The sequence below is a fragment of the Candidatus Bathyanammoxibius amoris genome (assembly GCA_024451685.1).
Lineage (GTDB): Bacteria > Planctomycetota > Brocadiia > Brocadiales > Bathyanammoxibiaceae > Bathyanammoxibius > Bathyanammoxibius amoris.
The window spans coordinates 49,807-67,589 of sequence record JAMXCW010000007.1; the positions used below are offsets into that span (position 1 = coordinate 49,807).

The 17,783-nt window shown below is 53.2% G+C and carries 12 protein-coding genes; 7 read left to right on the top strand and 5 right to left on the bottom strand.

Annotated elements, in window-relative coordinates:
- Positions 1-3: 3 nt before the first annotated feature.
- The 4 genes from NOU37_05760 to NOU37_05775 are packed head-to-tail and all read right to left on the bottom strand — an operon-like array spanning position 4 to position 7,054.
- Positions 4-1,983, bottom strand: coding sequence for a response regulator (locus tag NOU37_05760; GenBank protein ID MCQ4574735.1), 1,980 nt, complete (start codon positions 1,981-1,983; stop codon positions 4-6).
- Entirely contained in the window at positions 1,983-2,339 is a 357-nt protein-coding gene (locus NOU37_05765) for a response regulator (protein ID MCQ4574736.1), read from the bottom strand. The genes NOU37_05760 and NOU37_05765 overlap by 1 nt, the downstream gene beginning before the upstream one ends.
- Positions 2,340-2,378: 39 nt before the next feature.
- Complete coding sequence (locus NOU37_05770; protein MCQ4574737.1) at positions 2,379-5,855, bottom strand: ATP-binding protein; 3,477 nt, start codon at positions 5,853-5,855, stop codon at positions 2,379-2,381.
- A gap of 35 nt (positions 5,856-5,890) precedes the next feature.
- Positions 5,891-7,054, bottom strand: a complete 1,164-nt coding sequence (locus tag NOU37_05775; protein ID MCQ4574738.1) for an ABC transporter substrate-binding protein — start codon at positions 7,052-7,054, stop codon at positions 5,891-5,893.
- Between the two features lie 369 nt (positions 7,055-7,423).
- On the opposite strand from NOU37_05775, the gene NOU37_05780 reads away from it, so the two are divergent.
- Complete coding sequence (locus NOU37_05780; GenBank protein ID MCQ4574739.1) at positions 7,424-8,917, top strand: shikimate dehydrogenase; 1,494 nt, start codon at positions 7,424-7,426, stop codon at positions 8,915-8,917.
- Positions 8,918-8,970: 53 nt separating this feature from the next.
- Positions 8,971-9,150 carry a hypothetical protein gene (locus NOU37_05785; GenBank protein MCQ4574740.1) on the top strand — a complete coding sequence of 60 codons (180 nt, stop codon included), beginning with the start codon at positions 8,971-8,973 and terminating at the stop codon, positions 9,148-9,150.
- A 26-nt stretch (positions 9,151-9,176) separates the two neighbouring features.
- On the opposite strand, the gene NOU37_05790 is transcribed toward NOU37_05785, so the two are convergent.
- Positions 9,177-10,757, bottom strand: a complete 1,581-nt coding sequence (locus NOU37_05790; GenBank protein MCQ4574741.1) for a thioredoxin-like domain-containing protein — start codon at positions 10,755-10,757, stop codon at positions 9,177-9,179.
- 297 nt (positions 10,758-11,054) lie between these two features.
- On the opposite strand from NOU37_05790, the gene aspS reads away from it, so the two are divergent.
- The 5 genes from aspS to recG all read left to right on the top strand — a co-directional run bounded on the left by aspS (position 11,055) and on the right by recG (position 17,745).
- Positions 11,055-12,815 (top strand): aspartate--tRNA ligase, encoded by a 1,761-nt coding sequence (gene aspS, locus NOU37_05795; GenBank protein MCQ4574742.1) that lies wholly within the window; start codon positions 11,055-11,057, stop codon positions 12,813-12,815.
- 82 nt (positions 12,816-12,897) lie between these two features.
- On the top strand, positions 12,898-13,527 hold the full coding sequence (locus NOU37_05800; GenBank protein MCQ4574743.1) for a hypothetical protein: 630 nt from the start codon (positions 12,898-12,900) through the stop codon (positions 13,525-13,527).
- 77 nt (positions 13,528-13,604) lie between these two features.
- Complete coding sequence (locus NOU37_05805) at positions 13,605-14,498, top strand: SDR family oxidoreductase (GenBank protein MCQ4574744.1); 894 nt, start codon at positions 13,605-13,607, stop codon at positions 14,496-14,498.
- 105 nt (positions 14,499-14,603) lie between these two features.
- Positions 14,604-15,251 (top strand): hypothetical protein, encoded by a 648-nt coding sequence (locus tag NOU37_05810; GenBank protein MCQ4574745.1) that lies wholly within the window; start codon positions 14,604-14,606, stop codon positions 15,249-15,251.
- A gap of 367 nt (positions 15,252-15,618) precedes the next feature.
- Entirely contained in the window at positions 15,619-17,745 is a 2,127-nt protein-coding gene (gene recG, locus NOU37_05815) for an ATP-dependent DNA helicase RecG (protein MCQ4574746.1), read from the top strand.
- Positions 17,746-17,783 lie beyond the last annotated feature (38 nt).

Below are 17,783 nucleotides of genomic sequence, written 5' to 3' on the forward strand. Positions count from 1 at the left end.
GCGCTAACTGAACTTAAACTCAAACCCCTTCTCCCTGAAAAGCCTCACGCAGGCGTCTACGACGTCGGGGTCATAGAAGATGCCCCTCTTCTTAGATATTTCCTCAAGGGCGGCATCAATACCGAGGGCGGGACGGTAGGGACGGTGCGAGGACATGGCCTCCACGACATCGGCTACGCCCAGGATTCGCGCCTCCATAAAAATTCCTCCGACTTCCAGCGCGTCAGGGTACCCGGAGCCGTCCATCCTTTCGTGGTGTTGAAGCACTATCTTGGCAATTGGCCGTGGGAACTCTATACTCTTCAATATGTTGTAGCCCACCTCGGAGTGTCTTTTAATCATCTCAAATTCGGTCTTGGTTATCTTACCGGTCTTACTAAGTATCTCAGCAGGTACGGCTATCTTCCCGATATCGTGGACAGTCGCGGCCATGCGGATTCCGTCAATCTGTTCCGCTGGAAGCCCCATCTCCTCTGCCATGGCACAGGCGAGACTGGCCACACGCTGCTGATGGCCCGCAGTGTAAGGGTCCCTCGTCTCCACCGTTGCAGCCAGGGCCTCGATGGTCCCCCCTAGGGCCTTTCGCAACCTCTCCAGGCTCTGTTTACATTCCTCCTCCGTCCGTCTGCGCTCGGTGATGTCGCGAAAATAGACTGACAGACCATCTTTCGAGGGATAGGCGTGTACCTCAAACCACGTATTAAGCGGTGGATAAAACTCCTCAAAAGCAACGGTTACTTGTTCCGATATCGCCTTGTGATATTCATTGTAAAACGTTGAACCAACCGCCTCCGGAAACTCCTCCCACACGTTGTTGCCAATGAGCTCTTCCCGCTTTCTAAGCAAAAGCCTCTCCGCTTCCGAGTTAAGGTAGGCAAATCGCCACTTATGGTCTAATGTAAAAAAAGCATCGGTAATGCTTTCGAGAATCTGTATGGTACGCGTGCTGGACTCCTGCAGCTCTTCCTCCGCCCGCTTGCGCTGAATCGCCTCGGCAAGCACATTTGCCAAGGTCTGGAAGAAATTTATGTCGTGCTTGGTGAATGTTCGCTGCCTGGATGTGTGCGTGCCTAAGACTCCGAACGGACGGTCCTTACCGTGGATGACGACGCTCATGCCGCTGACTACGCCGTGCTCAAGAAGTAGTGGCGGGCCGCTAAATCGTGTCTCCTTGCGCAGGTCTTCAACGATTACAGGCTTACTTGAAAGCAGGGTGTAACCGGCCTGTGAATCTTTCTCTGTCCCTACTGTGGCGCGTCCCACGTATCCCTTCTTCCAGCCCACTCCTGCCTTCAGCAGCAGGGCCTTGCCATCCGGAAGGAGTTCCAGCACCTTGCAATACTCCACGTCAAGCGTCTTCGCAACCATAGAAACGGCTTCGTTCATGAGTTCTTGAAGGTCTATTTCTTTCAGTGCATACAGACCGAGTTTGGAGACAACTTCCTGCTGGCGAGCATGGGTCTTGAGTTCCTCTTCCGACTCCACAAGCGCCTTATGCTCCCTCTCTAATTCTCGCATTTTCTTGTCAAGCTCCCTTATCAGGGCGTCTTTATGCATCCGTTCTAGCTCTTCCTTATCCACAGTGGGTTGGCTTGGGACCTTGATGTGTCCTTCTTTATATTTTTTAAGTATCTCCTCAACTGTTTCAAGAAGTTCCACTATGTCCCCAGTCTTTACAAGGAACCGCTCCGCTCCCAACGCCACCGCCAGCTTTTCGTCTTCGCGAGTTATGTAGGATGCCGTAAGGAACACAAAGGGGATCGTTCTCAGCTTCTCATCGTCCTTGACCGCCTGGCAGAGTGCAAAGCCGTCCATCTCGGGCATCAAGATGTCCGAGATAATCAGGTCCGGCCGTGAACGCCTGGCCATTTCCAGGGCCTCCTTCCCCTTAGCGGCGCTCTCTACCGTGTATCCTTGGGCCGCCAGGACCCTCTCTTGCAGCGCCCGCGCGTCTTTGTCGTCGTCAACAATCAATATTTTCATTACTTCTCTCCGAGAATCTCCCTTATCTGGTCCACAAACTTATCCGGGTCGATAGGCTTTTCGATGTAGCTGTTGCAGCCCGCGGCCATCATCCTTTCCGAATCGCCTGACATGGCATAGGAAGTCACCGCAATAACTGGTATGCCGCCGTCAATCTCCGAGCTGCGTATCTTCTGTAGCACCTCCAGCCCGTCCATATCGGGGAGCTGGATGTCCAGAAGAATAAAGTCCGGCCGTGCCTCTAGCGCAACGTCTAATCCCTGCTGCCCCGTCTCTGCCTTCAGTATCTTGTAGCCGTCTTCCTCCAGAATCCGCCTCATAACCTCCATGTTGTCTACATTATCTTCAATGACCAATACTGTCTTTATCTTTCACCCCCTACTATCCATTACTCGTCAAGCCTGTTTCTGTTTTAGTTCTTTCGGCACTCTCAGTGTGAACGTGCTTCCCCTTCCTGGCTCACTCCACGCTGCGACCGTGCCTCCAAGCACTTCTCTTGCAAGCTTCCCTGTCAGATAAAGCCCCAGGCCCGTTCCCAGTATCTTGGTGCGCACTGCCGAGTCAAGACGCACGAAGGCGTTAAAGAGCTTAGGCAGGTCTTCCTTGGCGATGCCTATCCCGGTATCAGTGACTGTGATTTCCACCTCTCCATTGATTTCTTGCGCAGCAATGCTGATAGTCCCGGCCTCGGTGAATTTAACCGCGTTGCTCAGATAATTAAGGATGCACTGCAGCAGCCTCTTCCTGTCCGTCTTCAATCGTATCCCCGGCGAAACACTTTGCTCCAGAGCCAGCCCCTTTTCCTTTATCTGGGGCTGTACAGACTCGATTGCCTCGCTGATGACCTCATCGAGAGTAAACTCCTCCACAAAGGCCTCGGCCTTTCCCGCCTCGACCTTTGATATGTCTATTACGTCGTTAATCAGTGAGAGTAGATGCTTTGCCGACCTTTTGACCCTGCTCAGGTCGTCTTTCTGCTGTTCGTTGATTTCTCCTCCAATGCCCCGCAGGAGGATCCCGGTAAAGCCGATTATGGAATTCAGAGGCGTCCTGAGCTCATGGCTCATCGAGGCAACAAACATGCTCTTAAGCCGGTCGAGTTCCCTGAGGCGGACGTTTGCCTCGGCCAGCTCTGCGCTTCGTTTCACTATTTCCTCTTCCGTCTTCTTGTGCTTGATGCCCAGGGCTATCTCATCAGTCGCCGCTGCCAGCGCACCAAGGACGTGCCCCGGCATCGGTTTACGGGCAAACGTCGCTATCACCCCCACCGCACGCCCCTCAACCACAAGAGGATATCCGGCGAAAGCAACTATCCTCTCCCGCTCCACCCAGTCCCTGTCGCTTACCCAGGGCTCGTTGGCCAGGTCGTTCGTCAGGAACGGCCTCTTTTCCTGGGCGATTACGCCTATCTTGAGTCCACCACCGACTGCCACGCGGCTGTGGCGACCGTCGATGCGGGTGTACATCCCAGAGCTGGCCTGAAGCTCCAGCACATTCTCGTCTTTATTTAGCGTCCAGACACGGGTGAAGACGACATTGAGATGTAATACAATCGCTTCGGTACACTCCTGCAGCATATTCCGCAACGTTTCTTCCCTTGTCAGAGCAACACCCACAGCCTCACCCAACTTCGCAAGCTGCACCTGTTCTGCCAACCTGCCCTCGGCCTCTTTGCGCTCGGTGATTTCCCTGTCAAACCCTTCGGCCATCACATTGAAGCTGCTTGCCAGCTCGCCTATCTCGTCCCTGCGTCTAATTTTTACCCTGCTTCCGAGGTCTCCACCTGCAAATCTCCTGGTGGCATACGTTAGTTTCCTGATGGGCCTTGATGTTGAGAGGGCAAATATGAATCCAAGACACGTGACCACTGCAGCGCCTATGACCCCGACTGCCAGCGCAATAATGCCCTGCAGCCTTATGGGCGCAAAGGCCTCAGACTTGTCTACCTTGGCCACAAGGCCCCAGTCCATAGAAGGGATGCCCTGATACGCGGCTACAACGTCAACGCCTCTGTAATCCGGCGCTACCAGTGCCCCACTCTTTCCCTCCAACGCCAATCTCATCGGCTCAGCCCCTACAGACCCTACAGGGACAGACAGGCTGAGGGGCGCATCGTGTACGTATCGCAGGGAGCTAAGAAATACAATCCTGCTTCCCTGCGTCCGTCCCAGATACACCTCTCCCGTCCCACCCATCCCGGCCCGGCTGGACGTAATATCACTCAGGGAGGAGAGGCTATTGGCGTTCACAATGACACCTATCGTGTCTCCGTTGGTCGTGATGGCAATCGGTGCGGAGAAAAAGAGAACGTTTTTGCCCAGATAGGATAAGTATCGGGGCTGCCCTATATAGGCCTGACCGGAATTCAGGCCCCGGGCTTCTGTGAACACATTCAAGTCGCGGATGTCCTGTCCAAGCAACTTGGAATCCGAGGAAGCAAGAATCTCACCGTCCATGTCTGCAACCATTATTGCCAGGAGCTCGGGAGCTGATATCTTTTCCTCACTTGAGAGATAGCGGTTAAGGCTCTCCATGGCGTTCTCTCTATCAGGCCCCCCCCTCTCAATCATGGCGAGACTCTCCCTTATAAACCTATCCCGACTGAAGTGTACGGCGTGTTTCTTCTCTTTCTCTAAGTAAGATACAATGTGAAGCCTTCTCGATTCGGCAACTGCCGTCAGCCATTCAAGCGCCTGTTTCTTCAGCGCATGCCTGGCATTGAGGTAGTAAATCGTGGTCAGTAGAATAACAGGTATGAGAGAGATACAGAGGACGAACGTAAGTAATCTGGCCTTAATCGAGCGGAAGGGCCGTATTCCGCCGGTAGCCTCGCCGGTGGGCGCACCCGGCGCTTCAGCCGGTGTCTCGGTAAACATTAATCTTGAATAAGCGAAGATAACAACCGTACTGATGACCGCTGCGGCACTGAGCAGACCCACTATCAGCGCAACGATGCCTAACGTCCTTAACGGCGCAAGGGCCTCCGCCTCGTCTATCTTTGCCACAAGTCCCCAATCTAAAGAAGGAATATATTGATAAGCGGCCACAACCTTGACACCCCTGTAATCCGGGGCTATGAGCGCACCGCTCTTCCCCTCCAATGCCAGCCTCATAGGTTCTGCCTCTTTGGAAGTTAGTGGGATGGACAGGGTGAGGGGCGCATTGTCTGCATACCGCAGGAAGTTTAAGAACACAATATTATTATCTTCCTCCATTTGCCCCAGTACTATCTCACCAGTCTTACCCATACCAGCACGGTTGGCCGTAATCTCACTCAGGATAGCCAGGTCGTAGTGGTTGATAATGAGGCCAAGTGTCTCAACGCCGTCCCTGGAGGTAACGGGTGCAGAAAAATCCACTGCCGCCGTATTGATGTAATGACCGTTGTGGGGCGGGACAACGCCGGCTTCATTGTAGTTTTTGTCTCTGGCCTGCGTAAATATCTCCTGGTCGGATATATCCCGCCCAATCATCGCCTCGTTAGTAGATGCAACAACCTTGCCGTCCAGGTCCACAGCTTCTATTCCCCTAATATAGGGGCCTAGCAGCTTCTTGTTCGTTAAGAGGTGTCTATTCAGGGCAATAACGACATCGTCTTTATGAAATTCATTACGGTTGATTGTCTCAAGGCTGTCTTTTATATGCCCGTCGGAGGCGAAGTCTGTAACCCGTCCCTTTCTTCCCTCTATAAGTTCAATGACGTGCGCCTTTTTCGACTCTGCTATTGCCGTCAGACTCTGCATTATCTGTTGCTTCAAGGCCCTCCTGGCGTTGAAGTAGTATATAGTCGTGATTATGGCAATGGGGATGAGCGAGATGCAGAGCCCGAAGATAAGTAGTCTACTTCTTACTGAGAGGGAAGGCTTCCGCACCTGGTTTCTCCTAATGTGCCCTGAAAGAGGTCTTATTATTCATCACTGCCCTCTTTTTCGATATAGTCATACTCATAGAGTCTGTATTTTTTTGGGTTGGCAAGGATTTCTTCAACAATTCGCTTATCAAAGCTGTTTTGCACCTCACTCCAATCTGCAGTTGCCGGAATCTTGTCCAAGGCCTTCAGAAACTCGAACTCATAGTATAGCGAACCTATCAACTCTAAATCACCTTTCGGGATACGACAAGGTTGCTTCATCCCTATAATATCCTCTTTGGCCAGTCTCGCTACCTCCTCGTCAGAAATCTCAAGACTTTTTCCTATTAACTTCTCTCCCGATTTTCTGGACCAGAGAGAGGCCCTGCCGAGGTTCTCGTCACTGGCCTGCATCCAGCTAATGGCACGCATTGCCGCGGCAACAATGTGGTACATAGCGTCATGATGTTCTATCGCAAAGTCCTTTGGGAAATATAAGTAACCTGAATTTAATTTACTGTATATGATGATCGTGTCTTTATATTTTTTCAAGGTTATCGTTGGCGTCGGCTCCCAGGCAGAGAAGGCGTCTACCTTTCCTGAGTGCAAGGCTTCGGGCATTTCGCCGATATCCATGGGGATAAGATGTACATCTTCTTCGTTGAGCCCCACGGCAGAAAGGGCCTGCAGGAGTGAATAATGGGCATTAGAGCCAAAACCATAACCGATGTGCCTTCCGCGCATCCCCCCCAAAAGTACGTCCCGTCTGGCAACGATAGAAGTAAACCCCCGTTGCATCATATTGGTGATAACAACATCAAGAGTAGCGGCGATGGTCAAAGCCGGCATGTCCCCTACTATGCCGGCATCAATGTCACCTCGCCTGAGAAAGAAATTTACATCATCACCTTTTAAAAAATCATAAAACCTAATCTTCATCCCCATTTCCAACAGGGACGTCTTGAGAATAATGTCCCGTTTCATCGTCTCGGAGATAAGCCCGGTGGGCATATAAACGGACTGGGTACCAATATTTATAACGCCCTCTCCCCTCTCGAAGTCGTATGCGGCATAGGTGGGATGTTTTGATAAATCAGGCGTTGAAACTTGTGGATTACTCCCTGCCCATGCCATTGTTGTTGTGGTTATGGCAATGGGGATGAGGGAGACGCAGAGCGTGAGAAGGAATAATTTGCCTTTGATAGACCGGAAGGGATTCATCTTACGAGCCCATATGTAAGTCTCTTTATGGATATGACTTGCGTGGGGAGGGGGGGGGAAGGTAACAACCTGTTTAGAAATCTGCCCTCAGATGAAGTTCTTTTTTCCATATCCTGCTGACCCTCACACCACTTTTCATCGGGCTGTAGTATCGGCAGTGTGGCAGAAAACACGCTCCACCGGCAGCCAGACCACTAATAAGGAAATAGAACCACAGATACTATCAAAAAGTATATCGACCTTACAGACGTTTGCAACGGTAAATTTTGTAAAATTATAAGCAATTTCCGATGCTTGCAGAGAAATTCCTATATGCGTGGTTTTGTGAGACCAGTAGATACACACATTTGTTTGTGGTATATTACTCACATGCTCTGTATACCCATAACTGCTGCAACGACTGAAGATTTCTTGAAGGATATGCGCTCGGCCTCGGAGCAGGCCGACCTTTTGGAACTCCGTCTCGACTATATAAACGGCCTAAAAGACTCCGATATAGAAACTCTTATAGAGAGAAAGGCCAAACCCGTTATAGCAACCTGCAGACCTGAGAGAGAAGGCGGGAAGTTTACCGGGCCTTCGAACGACCGGATAACCCTGCTGGAGAAGGCCGCAGCCTCAGGGGCCGAGTATGTTGATGTTGAACACGATGTAGAACTTGATTCAATAAATAAGCTCATAAAAAAGACTAAGACAAAGGTAATCGTATCCTATCACAATTTCACTGAGACACCTGATGCCACAAAACTGCGGGAGATTCACAAGAGGCTGTCAGCCACGGGCGCTGATATAGTAAAAATAGTAACGTATGCACATGATATTACCGACAATCTGCGGATATTCAGTCTCCTTGAAGAGGCGCGTACACCCACCATAGCCCTATGCATGGGTGAGACGGGCCAGATTAGCCGCATCCTTGCACCCAAATACGGAGGCTTTTTGACCTTTGCGTCATTGGTCAAAGGTAAAGAATCCGCACCGGGACAGCTCTCCGCAAGAGAACTGCTTGAAGTCTACAACTTTCGTGGGATAAACCGCTCCACTGAGATATACGGGCTCATCGGAAATCCCGTTGCCCACAGTATGGGCCCGCTGCTCCATAACACCTGCTTCAGGGAGGCGGGGCTGAACGCCGTCTATCTGCCGTTTAAGGTGGAAAACCTTGCCTCATTCGTTAACGGGTTCAAGGCCCTGAACGTCCGGGGCTACAGTGTCACCATACCTCACAAGGAAGCCGTCATGGGACTGCTTGACGGGCTCGACCCGCTCGCTGAGTCTATCGGCGCGGTAAACACCGTGGTAAATAGAGACGGCAGGCTGACCGGTTACAATACCGATTCAACCGCGGCCACAAAAGTGATAGAGGACGGGCTGGCGGAACACGGCGAAACGCTAAGCGGGAAACGGGTTACCATCATCGGCGCGGGCGGCGCCGCGCGCGCTGTGGCATTCGGACTCAAGCAAAAAGACGCGGAGATAACAATCGTCAACCGCACACAGGCCCGCGCGGAGGCGCTGGCGGGGGAACTGGGGTGCGACTACAAGAAATTCAGCGAACTATCCGGGCTTGACACCGGGATGATATTGGTAAACTGTACCAGCATAGGCATGCATCCAAACGTGGACGACACTCCCGTACCGGCAGAGGCATTGAGACCGGGGATGTGGGTCTTCGACGCCGTCTATAATCCGCCGGAGACGCGGCTCCTCAGGGAAGCCGCCGCCGGGGGCTGCCATACCCTGGACGGGGTAAAGATGTTCGTGCTCCAGGCCGCACAACAATTCGAACTATGGACCGGCAGGCCGGCACCCGTTGAATCCATGGGAGAGACCATCAGGGCCAGACTTGCGGGAATGGGATAATACGTCCAAAAATTCATTGAGTCTTCAATAATATCGTGTAAGGTGTGGTTTCTATGGGCGCAGAAGACGACATTTCTGAAGAGATAAGGTCTTTCGCCATGACGCTTGTGTGGAGATGCACCCGGTGCGGTTATCAGGGCGAAACCGGCTGTACGGAGACGTGCATGTTGCCGCAAAAGTGTCCCGGCTGCGGAACAACGGTAGAGGACCTGGTGGTACTCACCGAGGACTAAGCTGCTCGGCCCTTCGTGTTGTACAGCTAGGGTTTGATTCCCACGATTGACAGGGTGGTCACGTTCCCGGACAGGTCCGCAACCCTGATGGCATGGTTATTGGTGTCGGCGATGTACAACTTGCCGCCGGCAAAATCAAGCCCGCCGGGTTCATAGAACTCAATCCCGCCATCGTCCTCATGTCCGGGCCTCCCGCTGCCGAGAAAGGTATTTGAGGTGCCTTCCGCGGGGTCAATGACCTTTATCTTGTGGTTATAGGTATCAGCTACGTAGACAAGACCGTCACGATATGCGACGCCAAGGGGATGTTGCAGCCGAGCCTCGTTACTATTGCCGTCCCTGTCGCCGAATATAAACAGGCCCCGGCCGATAACGGTGCGAACCCGCCCACTTTCCGTATCAATCTCACGGACTGAGCTCGTCTCGCTGTCAGCCACATACAGCTTTTTTCCGTCCGAGGCGATACCGCTGGGCTGTGCCATCTCGCTCTTATCTAACACACCGTCCCTGATACCCTCACGCCTGCTTCCTGCATACGGTTGCACAAGATTATTTCCAAGGTCCATCACCCATATCTGATGCAGTCCGGCCATGGCGATATACAGCTTATTACCCCCGACCAGTTCCAGGTCCCACGGCGAGCTGAGCGCGGCCTTTGTGCCGAGGCCGCCCACGCTGAGAAAATCGGCCTGCCGCCCGCTGCCGGCGATAGTGGTCACCGTCCTTGAAGTTAAGTCCAGACGACGAATCAGATGGTTCTCCGTGTCCGCCACGTAGAGGACATCCCCGTCAAGTGCCATACCCTGTGGGTGAGAAAAGCCCGCCTCCTCAAACCCACCGTCCTCCACGCCTTCCTCACCGCTCCCCGCGACGTCTAAAACCTGACCGTCACGGCGGGTAATGACGATGCGGTTGTGGCCTGAGTCCGCAATAAACAACCTGTCGTTATCGGGGTCGGCGAGTATCTTACCGGGGAAGGACAGGGGAGTGGGCTCCGTTTCCAGTCTGTCAAATATATCCACAGAGGGGGTTTCATTGAGCATGTCTTTTTGACGGTACCATTTGACGTATTGCTCTATCTGCCTGTCAATATCCTCAAAATTCCCCTCTCCACTGTATACAGACACGAAATTCCCCTCCGGGTCTATAAGCACCAGTGTTGGCCAGGCACGCACCCCGTACGCGTTCCAGATGCGAAACTCGCTGTCGTTCACCACCGGGTGCTCCAGCCCGTAGCGGAGCATGGCCTGCCGTATGTTCCCGGTGACCCGCTCGTTGGTGAACTTTGCCGAGTGCACGCCGATTACCACCAGGTTGTTCGGGTGCCTGGCCTCCAGCTTCTTAAGCTCCGGCATCACGTGCATACAGTTTATGCAGCAGTAGGTCCAGAAATCGAGCAGCACCATCTTCCCGCGCAACTCGGCCAGCCGGACGGGCCTGCCGCCCGTGTTCAGCCACTCCATACCCTCGGGAAATTCGGGGGCCTTTATCTTCATCGGCGATGCCTGTGTCTTATGCTCTCCCGGTCCGGAATCCGGCAGCAACGTGCGAACCGGAACCGCCAGGAAAAACAATAACAATAATAACGGTACCCAGTAACGTTTCATGATCATAATTTTGAGAAAGAACCCACCTTACCAGATTTTAAACCCATCCGCCCGGGGATTCAACCGAAGAAAACCCCCGAAGACGTCTGACATCCGGCAGCAAACACCGCCACCAGCATTCGCCGCCACTTAAATAAAGTATTTCTTAAAAAACATCCGTTCCAGTATAATACCCCGGATTACATTTTTTTCTTCTGTTTCGCCCCTCGCGGCGCGGTTTATTGAAGCCGTATGGGGCGCATAATTTTTCATTTTGTCACTCAAAGACCTTTTTTATGCCGCTGATAGAGATAATAGATGCTTAAACGCACACATACATGTGGAGAGCTGCGCAAGACCGACGTTGGCAAGGAGGTCGTGCTGAACGGCTGGGTGTCGAAACGCCGTGACCACGGTGGCCTGGTATTCATAGACCTGAGAGACCGCTACGGCGTCACACAGGTGGTCTTCAACCCCGAACAGGATGAGGAACTGCATAAGGCGTCCCGTGACCTGAGGCCCGAGTACGTGCTCGCCATAAAGGGCAATGTCTCTGAAAGACCGGAAGGTACGGTAAACCCCGGATTGGACACGGGCGAGGTAGAGGTCTACGCCTCTGAGCTCGACGTGTTGAGCAAGGCCGAGACCCCGCCCTTTGAGATAGAGGAGGCCGGCAACGTCTCTATGGACCTGAGGCTCAAATACAGGTATCTGGACCTGAGGCGTCCCGACATGCAGCGCTACTTCCGGTTCCGCCACAAACTCTCCCAGGTCATCAGGCAGTATTTTGACACTCAGGACTTCCTGGAGATAGAGACCCCCTTCCTCACCAGGAGCACCCCGGAGGGAGCGAGAGACTATCTGGTACCCAGCCGCATAAGTCCGGGCCACTTCTACGCCCTGCCCCAGTCGCCACAGTTGTTCAAGCAGATACTGATGATGTCCGGCTTTGACCGCTATTTCCAGATAGTAAAGTGCTTCAGGGACGAAGACCTGAGGGCGCAGCGCCAGCCTGAATTCACACAAATCGATGTCGAGATGTCATTTGTCGAAGAAGACGACGTGATGGGCACAATCGAGGGGCTGTTTGTGGAGATTTTTGAGAAACTGCTTGGTAAAAAGATAAAGACCCCCTTCCAGAGACTCGCCTACAGCGAGTCCGTCCGGCTGTACGGTTCGGACGCTCCCGACCTGCGCTACGACCTCAGCCTGAAGGATATCACGGACATATCCCGCACCTCCGAATTCAAGACGTTCCGCAACGTGGTGGAAAGGGGCGGGATTGTGCGGGGTATTAACGCCACGGGCTGCTGTAAGGATTTTTCCAGGAAGCATCTCGACGAGCTTACGGCCTTCGTGGGGGAATTCGGCGCAAAGGGTCTGGCGTGGTTCAAGGTAGAGAACGGCGGTTTCAGCTCGCCCATCGCAAAGTTCTTCCCCGCAGAACAGCAGGCCCGGATAAAGGAGTGCATGCAGGCGGCCACAGGCGATTTACTCATGTTCGTGGCCGACAGGGAGAAGGTGGTGTCGCAGTCCCTCTCACAACTGAGATCACGCCTGGCCGTGAGACTCGGACTCATAAAAAAAGAGGAGTACGCGTTCACATGGATAACCGACTTCCCGCTGCTGGAATTCGACGAGACCCTGGGGCGGAACGTCTCTATCCATCACCCCTTCACCTCACCGAGACCGGAGGACGTGCCGGCTATGGAGGAGAAACCGCTGGAGGTACGGGCACGGGCCTATGACATAGTGCTGAACGGGGTTGAACTGGGCGGCGGAAGTATAAGGATACACGACCCCGAACTCCAGCGCCGTATATTCAAACTCCTCAACATAGACGAGGCCACTGCACGAGAGCGGTTCGGGTTCCTGCTTGAGGCCCTTAAGTACGGCGCCCCGCCCCATGGCGGCATCGCGCTTGGCCTTGACAGGGTGGTGGCCATGTTGTTAGGACTCGATGACATAAAAGAAGTCATCGCCTTCCCGAAGACACAGCGGGCCACCTGCCTGCTTACCGATGCGCCCGCCGGCGTGGACGCAGAGCAGTTGAAGGAACTTGGCCTGAGAACTATTTAGAGAGGCGTGGCCTGGCGGCATCGGCGTCGTTCTGAATAGAGCGAACTCGTGCCGAAGACAGGCCGTGCCCCGTAAACGGCAAATGGCTAATATTAATTGGGACTACCCTGAACCGCGGGAGGGTATGGCCGGCTCCTACGACAGGCTGATAGGCCCCGGTGCCACGCGTGCGGAAATATATCTGCAGTTCACATTCGCCGCTGCGGCAGGGGTCGCGATGCCAACCTACGCCATCCTTAACCACCTGGGATGGAGTACCATACAACTCTTTGTCGCAACCGCTTTTGCCGTCGAGCTGACAGGCGGCATCTGTACAAACGCCACCTCATCCGCAAAACGCTGGTATCATCAGCCGGGTATGGAGTTCAGGCAGCATTTTGCCTTCGTTGCCATACACATACACCCACTTATCATAGCCTGGCTCTTCCGGTCTATGGACTGGATGTTTTTCGTCGTCGTGTACGGCTATCTTCTTGCCGCCACGGCCATTATCCTGCGAACGGAACTCTATCTCCGGCGTCCGGTAGCCTTTATACTCTTCAGCGGGGGTATACTGATTAACGGCTATCTGTTTACGCCCACGCACGGACTTGAATGGTTTGTGCCGTTCTTTTATCTGAAATTGCTTATGGGCCATATTCTGAGAGAAGAACCATATCGCCCGGAGGGCGAGAAAATTTGTCCTCATATGCCGACCGGCGAACATTCATAAAGGGAGGCGCGAGCGGGAACAATAATGCGATACAGCTTTAAGCAATTCTGCATCATCCAACGACAGGGGGAAAAGACATGCAAGGTGTCTTAGTCGCAGGCTCCACGGGGTATCTGGGGAAATACGTCACACGGGAATTTAAGAGACACGGGTACTGGGTGCGGGCGCTGGCCCGGAACCCGAAAAAACTTGAAGAGACCGGTCCGTTCCTCGAACCCGCGGTAAGGGACCAGATAGACGAGGTCTTCGTCGGAGAGGCCACAAGGCCCGAGACACTGACGGGACTCTGTAAAGGCGTGGAAGCGGTCTTCTCGTCACTCGGCATCACGCGCCAGAAGGAAGAGTACACCTTTACGGAAGTTGATTACCAGGCGAACAAGAACATCCTGGAGCTTGCGCTGGCCTCCGGCGTGAAGAAATTCATCTTCGTGTCCGTCGCCGGGGGTAAGCAGTTGAGGAATATTGACGTCATAGACGCGCGCGAAAGGCTGGTTGACGAACTTCACAATTCTAAGCTGGACTACACAATCATCCGCCCCACGGGTTATTTTTCGGATATGACGGAATTCCTGAATATGGCCGTCTCCGGAAGGGTTTATCTGATAGGACACGGCGAGTTCAGAATAAACCCCATCCACGGCGCGGACCTCGCCCGTGTCTGTATTGACGCCGTAAAAGGTTCAGAAAAGGAGATGGAGGCCGGAGGCCCCGAGACGTTCACCTATGAGGAGGTCGCAGAACTCGCGTTCTCTGTGCTTGGCAAGGAACCGAAGATCACCCACATACCCGCGCCGCCATACAGCCTCGCCGTTAAACTGATGTACCCGTTCGTGAGCAGCCGGACATATACAATTTCCAAATTCTACGCGACCGTAGCGCAGATGGATTGTGTCACGCCCCCGTACGGGACACATACTCTCGAGGATTACTTTAAAGAAATCGCCCCCGCGGTTGGAGGGGGAGGGCCCTAACTGTTCAAGATGCGGCGTGGGGGCTTGCTCCCACGTAGTAAATTACCCGCTGAGTCTCTCAATGCTTGGCGTTCTAATATCGTGTGAAAAGGAGCTGACTAAGAAATGTTCACATTTATCACCGGCAACCTGCGAAATATCATCCTGGGCCTTATCCTCGCCATCTTCGCCGGCGCCCTCGGCAGCGCCTTATGGCAGAGTGTCCGCAACCCCCTCTTCAGTCATTTCAGCGAACCGTCGGTCATAATAACGACGCTGGGCTCAAGCGCGCTCCTGGACGCAATGTATCAAGAAATAGGCCGGGGCTTCAGCCAGAACTACAGTATCTCGTCATATTACAGCCTCCACGAGACCGTGTTCGCGGTGTTTCTCGCGACTGTGTTAATTGCGTCAAGGATATTTATGGCCAAGGAGAGGAACATGACCAACGTTACGGCAGACGCCTCTGAGAAAACACACTATTTAGAGCATCGCATCAGAAGATTCTTGTACGCATTGACCGTCATGATACTGGCCCTGCTGGTCTTTTTCCAGATATGCCGCCTGTCGGATGAATACAAGAACAACGCAATCCTTCACATCCATCAGTCGATTACCATCTGTTCCCCCTTTGTCTCTGCAAATGAAATCGAGAAATTCTACAGCGAATTTTCCAGCATAAGGTCACGAGACGATTACATAAAACTGGACGAGAAACTAAGGACAATATCGGAGAAGAATGACCTCTACTTCCCCGAATTCAAGGTTTTTTGAAATTTTTAATTTAACCTGTAGTTGCCCCATTTATGGGGCGTTATAAATACGCTCGATAAATCGAGCAGCTACACAATATTCTTGTAAGGGCGGGGCAACCCCGCCCTACCGCCCACACCCCAAATTCCCCGGTAGACAACGACCTTTACGGTCGTTGATTGTATGATGTTATCAACGAGGTGAAACCTCGCTGTCCACCTCGTGGCACGGTTTGTCATTCTAATCTGTAGCGGTCGAGCTTGCTCGACAATACGCAGAGTAAACTCTGCCGCCGCAATAAGATCAAACCAAGCTCTGCCACTACAGTCTATTATGATAACGTCTGTATATTTTGCATCGGTTTCTGGATTCTTGTATACTAGCGGATGTGAAAACCGCTACTACGACTACGGCTACTACTAAAAACCCGGTATACGGCCCGGTGCAGTACCTTAAAGGTGTCGGGCCGTGGAGGGCGGAGGTGCTCGCGAGACTCGAAATCCATACAATCCGCGACCTGCTATACCATTTCCCCAGAGACTACCAGGACAGGAGCCGGATAAAGTCCATAAATGAGGTAGTGTTCAACGAGGCGACCACAATAAAAGGACAGATAAAAAGCGTAAGGGTCATACCCACAAGAAACAGGTGGGGGAGAAGACGGGGGGGCATACTTGAGGCGGTGGTGTCGGACGATACGGGCACCATAGCGGCCACATGGTTTAATATGGCGTTCCTGCGCGACAGGTTCAAGCCGGGCGACGAAGTATTACTCTTCGGCAAGATACACATGCACAAGTACCTGCAGATTATCAATCCCGAATTCGAGTTCCCCGGCAGGGATGATGACAATGAAACCGATAAAACCCCTGACCCGCTGGCGTCGGGGCGCATCGTACCCATGTACTCGCTTACAGAAGGGATTAAACAGAATTACCTGCGCCGTTTGATAAGACAAACGCTTGACGACTTCGCCCCGCGTCTGGAAGAACCCCTGCCGGAGCAACTGCTAAAATCAATAAAACTCGTGCCCGTACACAGGGCCATAGAGGACGCCCACTTCCCGGAGACTCATGATGTGCTGAAACAGGCCCGCAAACGGTTTGCCTACGAGGAAATCTTGTTATTTCAACTGGCACTGGCCATACGGAAACAGAAGATGACCACGGAGAAGGGCCACGCCTTCCGCATCGGGCAGACTATTGACAGCCATATACGGGACCGCTTTCCTTTTAAACTTACAGGCGCACAGGAGAGGGTTTTGGCGGAGATCCGGCGGGACATGGAGAGTCCGGGCCCCATGAACAGGCTGCTTCAGGGTGACGTGGGTTCGGGCAAGACTGTAATCGCCCTGTACGCGCTGCTTGCGGCGGTCGCGAACGGTTTTCAGGCGGCGTTTATGGTCCCGACCGAGGTGCTGGCGGCCCAGCATAACAGGACGGTGGGTAAATATCTGGCCGGGTCAAAGGTGAGGACACTGCTGCATGTGGGCGGCAAGGCCCCAAAGCAGAGGAAAAAGGATTTAGAAAAGATAAAAAACGGCGAGGTTGACCTGGTGATAGGCACCCATGCCCTTGTGTCAAAGGACGTGCAGTTCAAAAAACTCGGCGTGGTGGTGGTAGACGAGCAACACAAGTTCGGCGTGCTTCAGAGGGCACATCTGAAACAGAAAGGTATCAGCCCGGACGTGCTGGTCATGACCGCCACACCTATACCACGGAGCCTGTCCCTTACCCTGTTCGGAGACATGGATATATCGATAATAGACGAGCTTCCGCCCGGGCGCCCCCCTATCGAAACCAGATGGGTGACAAAAGGCAAGACACCCGGGGCATATGAGTTAATAGGAAAGGAATTGAATAAGGGCCGTCAGGTCTTTGTGGTATATCCGCTGGTAGAGGAGTCAGAAAAGCTCGACCTCAAGTCGGCTGTGGAGGGTGCCGAAACGTTCCGGCATAATTTCCCTGATTACACGATAGGGTTGCTGCACGGGCGCCTGAAACAGGACGCCAAGGACCGTATAATGGACGATTTCCGGCAGAAGAAGATAAACATACTGGTCTCCACCATAATAATAGAGGTAGGGATAGACATACCAAACGCCACGGTGATAGTAATCGAGCATGCCGAGAGGTTCGGGTTGGCCCAGCTCCACCAGCTCCGCGGGCGAACGGGTCGAAGCAGTGACCACTCATACTGCCTGCTCTTCGCGGACCCCAAAAGCGCCGACGCGCGCACGAGACTGCAGACCATCGTAACCAGCAACGACGGGTTCAGGATAGCAGAGGAAGACCTGAGGTTGAGAGGACCGGGAGCCTTCTTCGGCACACGGCAGCACGGCATGCCGGACTACCGGGTGGCCGACATGACAAAGGACCTGGCACTGCTCAAGACAGCCAGGGACGACGCCTTCAGCCTGGTCGAGAAGGACGGCTCACTCCGGGAATACCCCCTGCTCAGAAAGAACGTGCTGGAAAGGTACACCAGCAGGATAAGATTGGCGAGCGTTGTATAAAAAATAATGTGACCAATTCTCTTTTGTCGACTCAGACC

Bases quoted from the DNA above. Each gene is read 5' to 3' on its own strand.
- NOU37_05760 (MCQ4574735.1), bottom strand. From the start codon at position 1,983: ATGAAAATATTGATTGTTGACGACGACAAAGACGCGCGGGCGCTGCAA.
- NOU37_05775 (MCQ4574738.1), bottom strand. From the start codon at position 7,054: ATGAATCCCTTCCGGTCTATCAAAGGCAAATTATTCCTTCTCACGCTC.
- NOU37_05780 (MCQ4574739.1), top strand. From the start codon at position 7,424: ATGCTCTGTATACCCATAACTGCTGCAACGACTGAAGATTTCTTGAAG.
- NOU37_05785 (MCQ4574740.1), top strand. From the start codon at position 8,971: ATGGGCGCAGAAGACGACATTTCTGAAGAGATAAGGTCTTTCGCCATG.
- NOU37_05790 (MCQ4574741.1), bottom strand. From the start codon at position 10,757: ATGAAACGTTACTGGGTACCGTTATTATTGTTATTGTTTTTCCTGGCG.
- aspS (MCQ4574742.1), top strand. From the start codon at position 11,055: ATGCTTAAACGCACACATACATGTGGAGAGCTGCGCAAGACCGACGTT.
- NOU37_05800 (MCQ4574743.1), top strand. From the start codon at position 12,898: ATGGCTAATATTAATTGGGACTACCCTGAACCGCGGGAGGGTATGGCC.
- NOU37_05805 (MCQ4574744.1), top strand. From the start codon at position 13,605: ATGCAAGGTGTCTTAGTCGCAGGCTCCACGGGGTATCTGGGGAAATAC.
- NOU37_05810 (MCQ4574745.1), top strand. From the start codon at position 14,604: ATGTTCACATTTATCACCGGCAACCTGCGAAATATCATCCTGGGCCTT.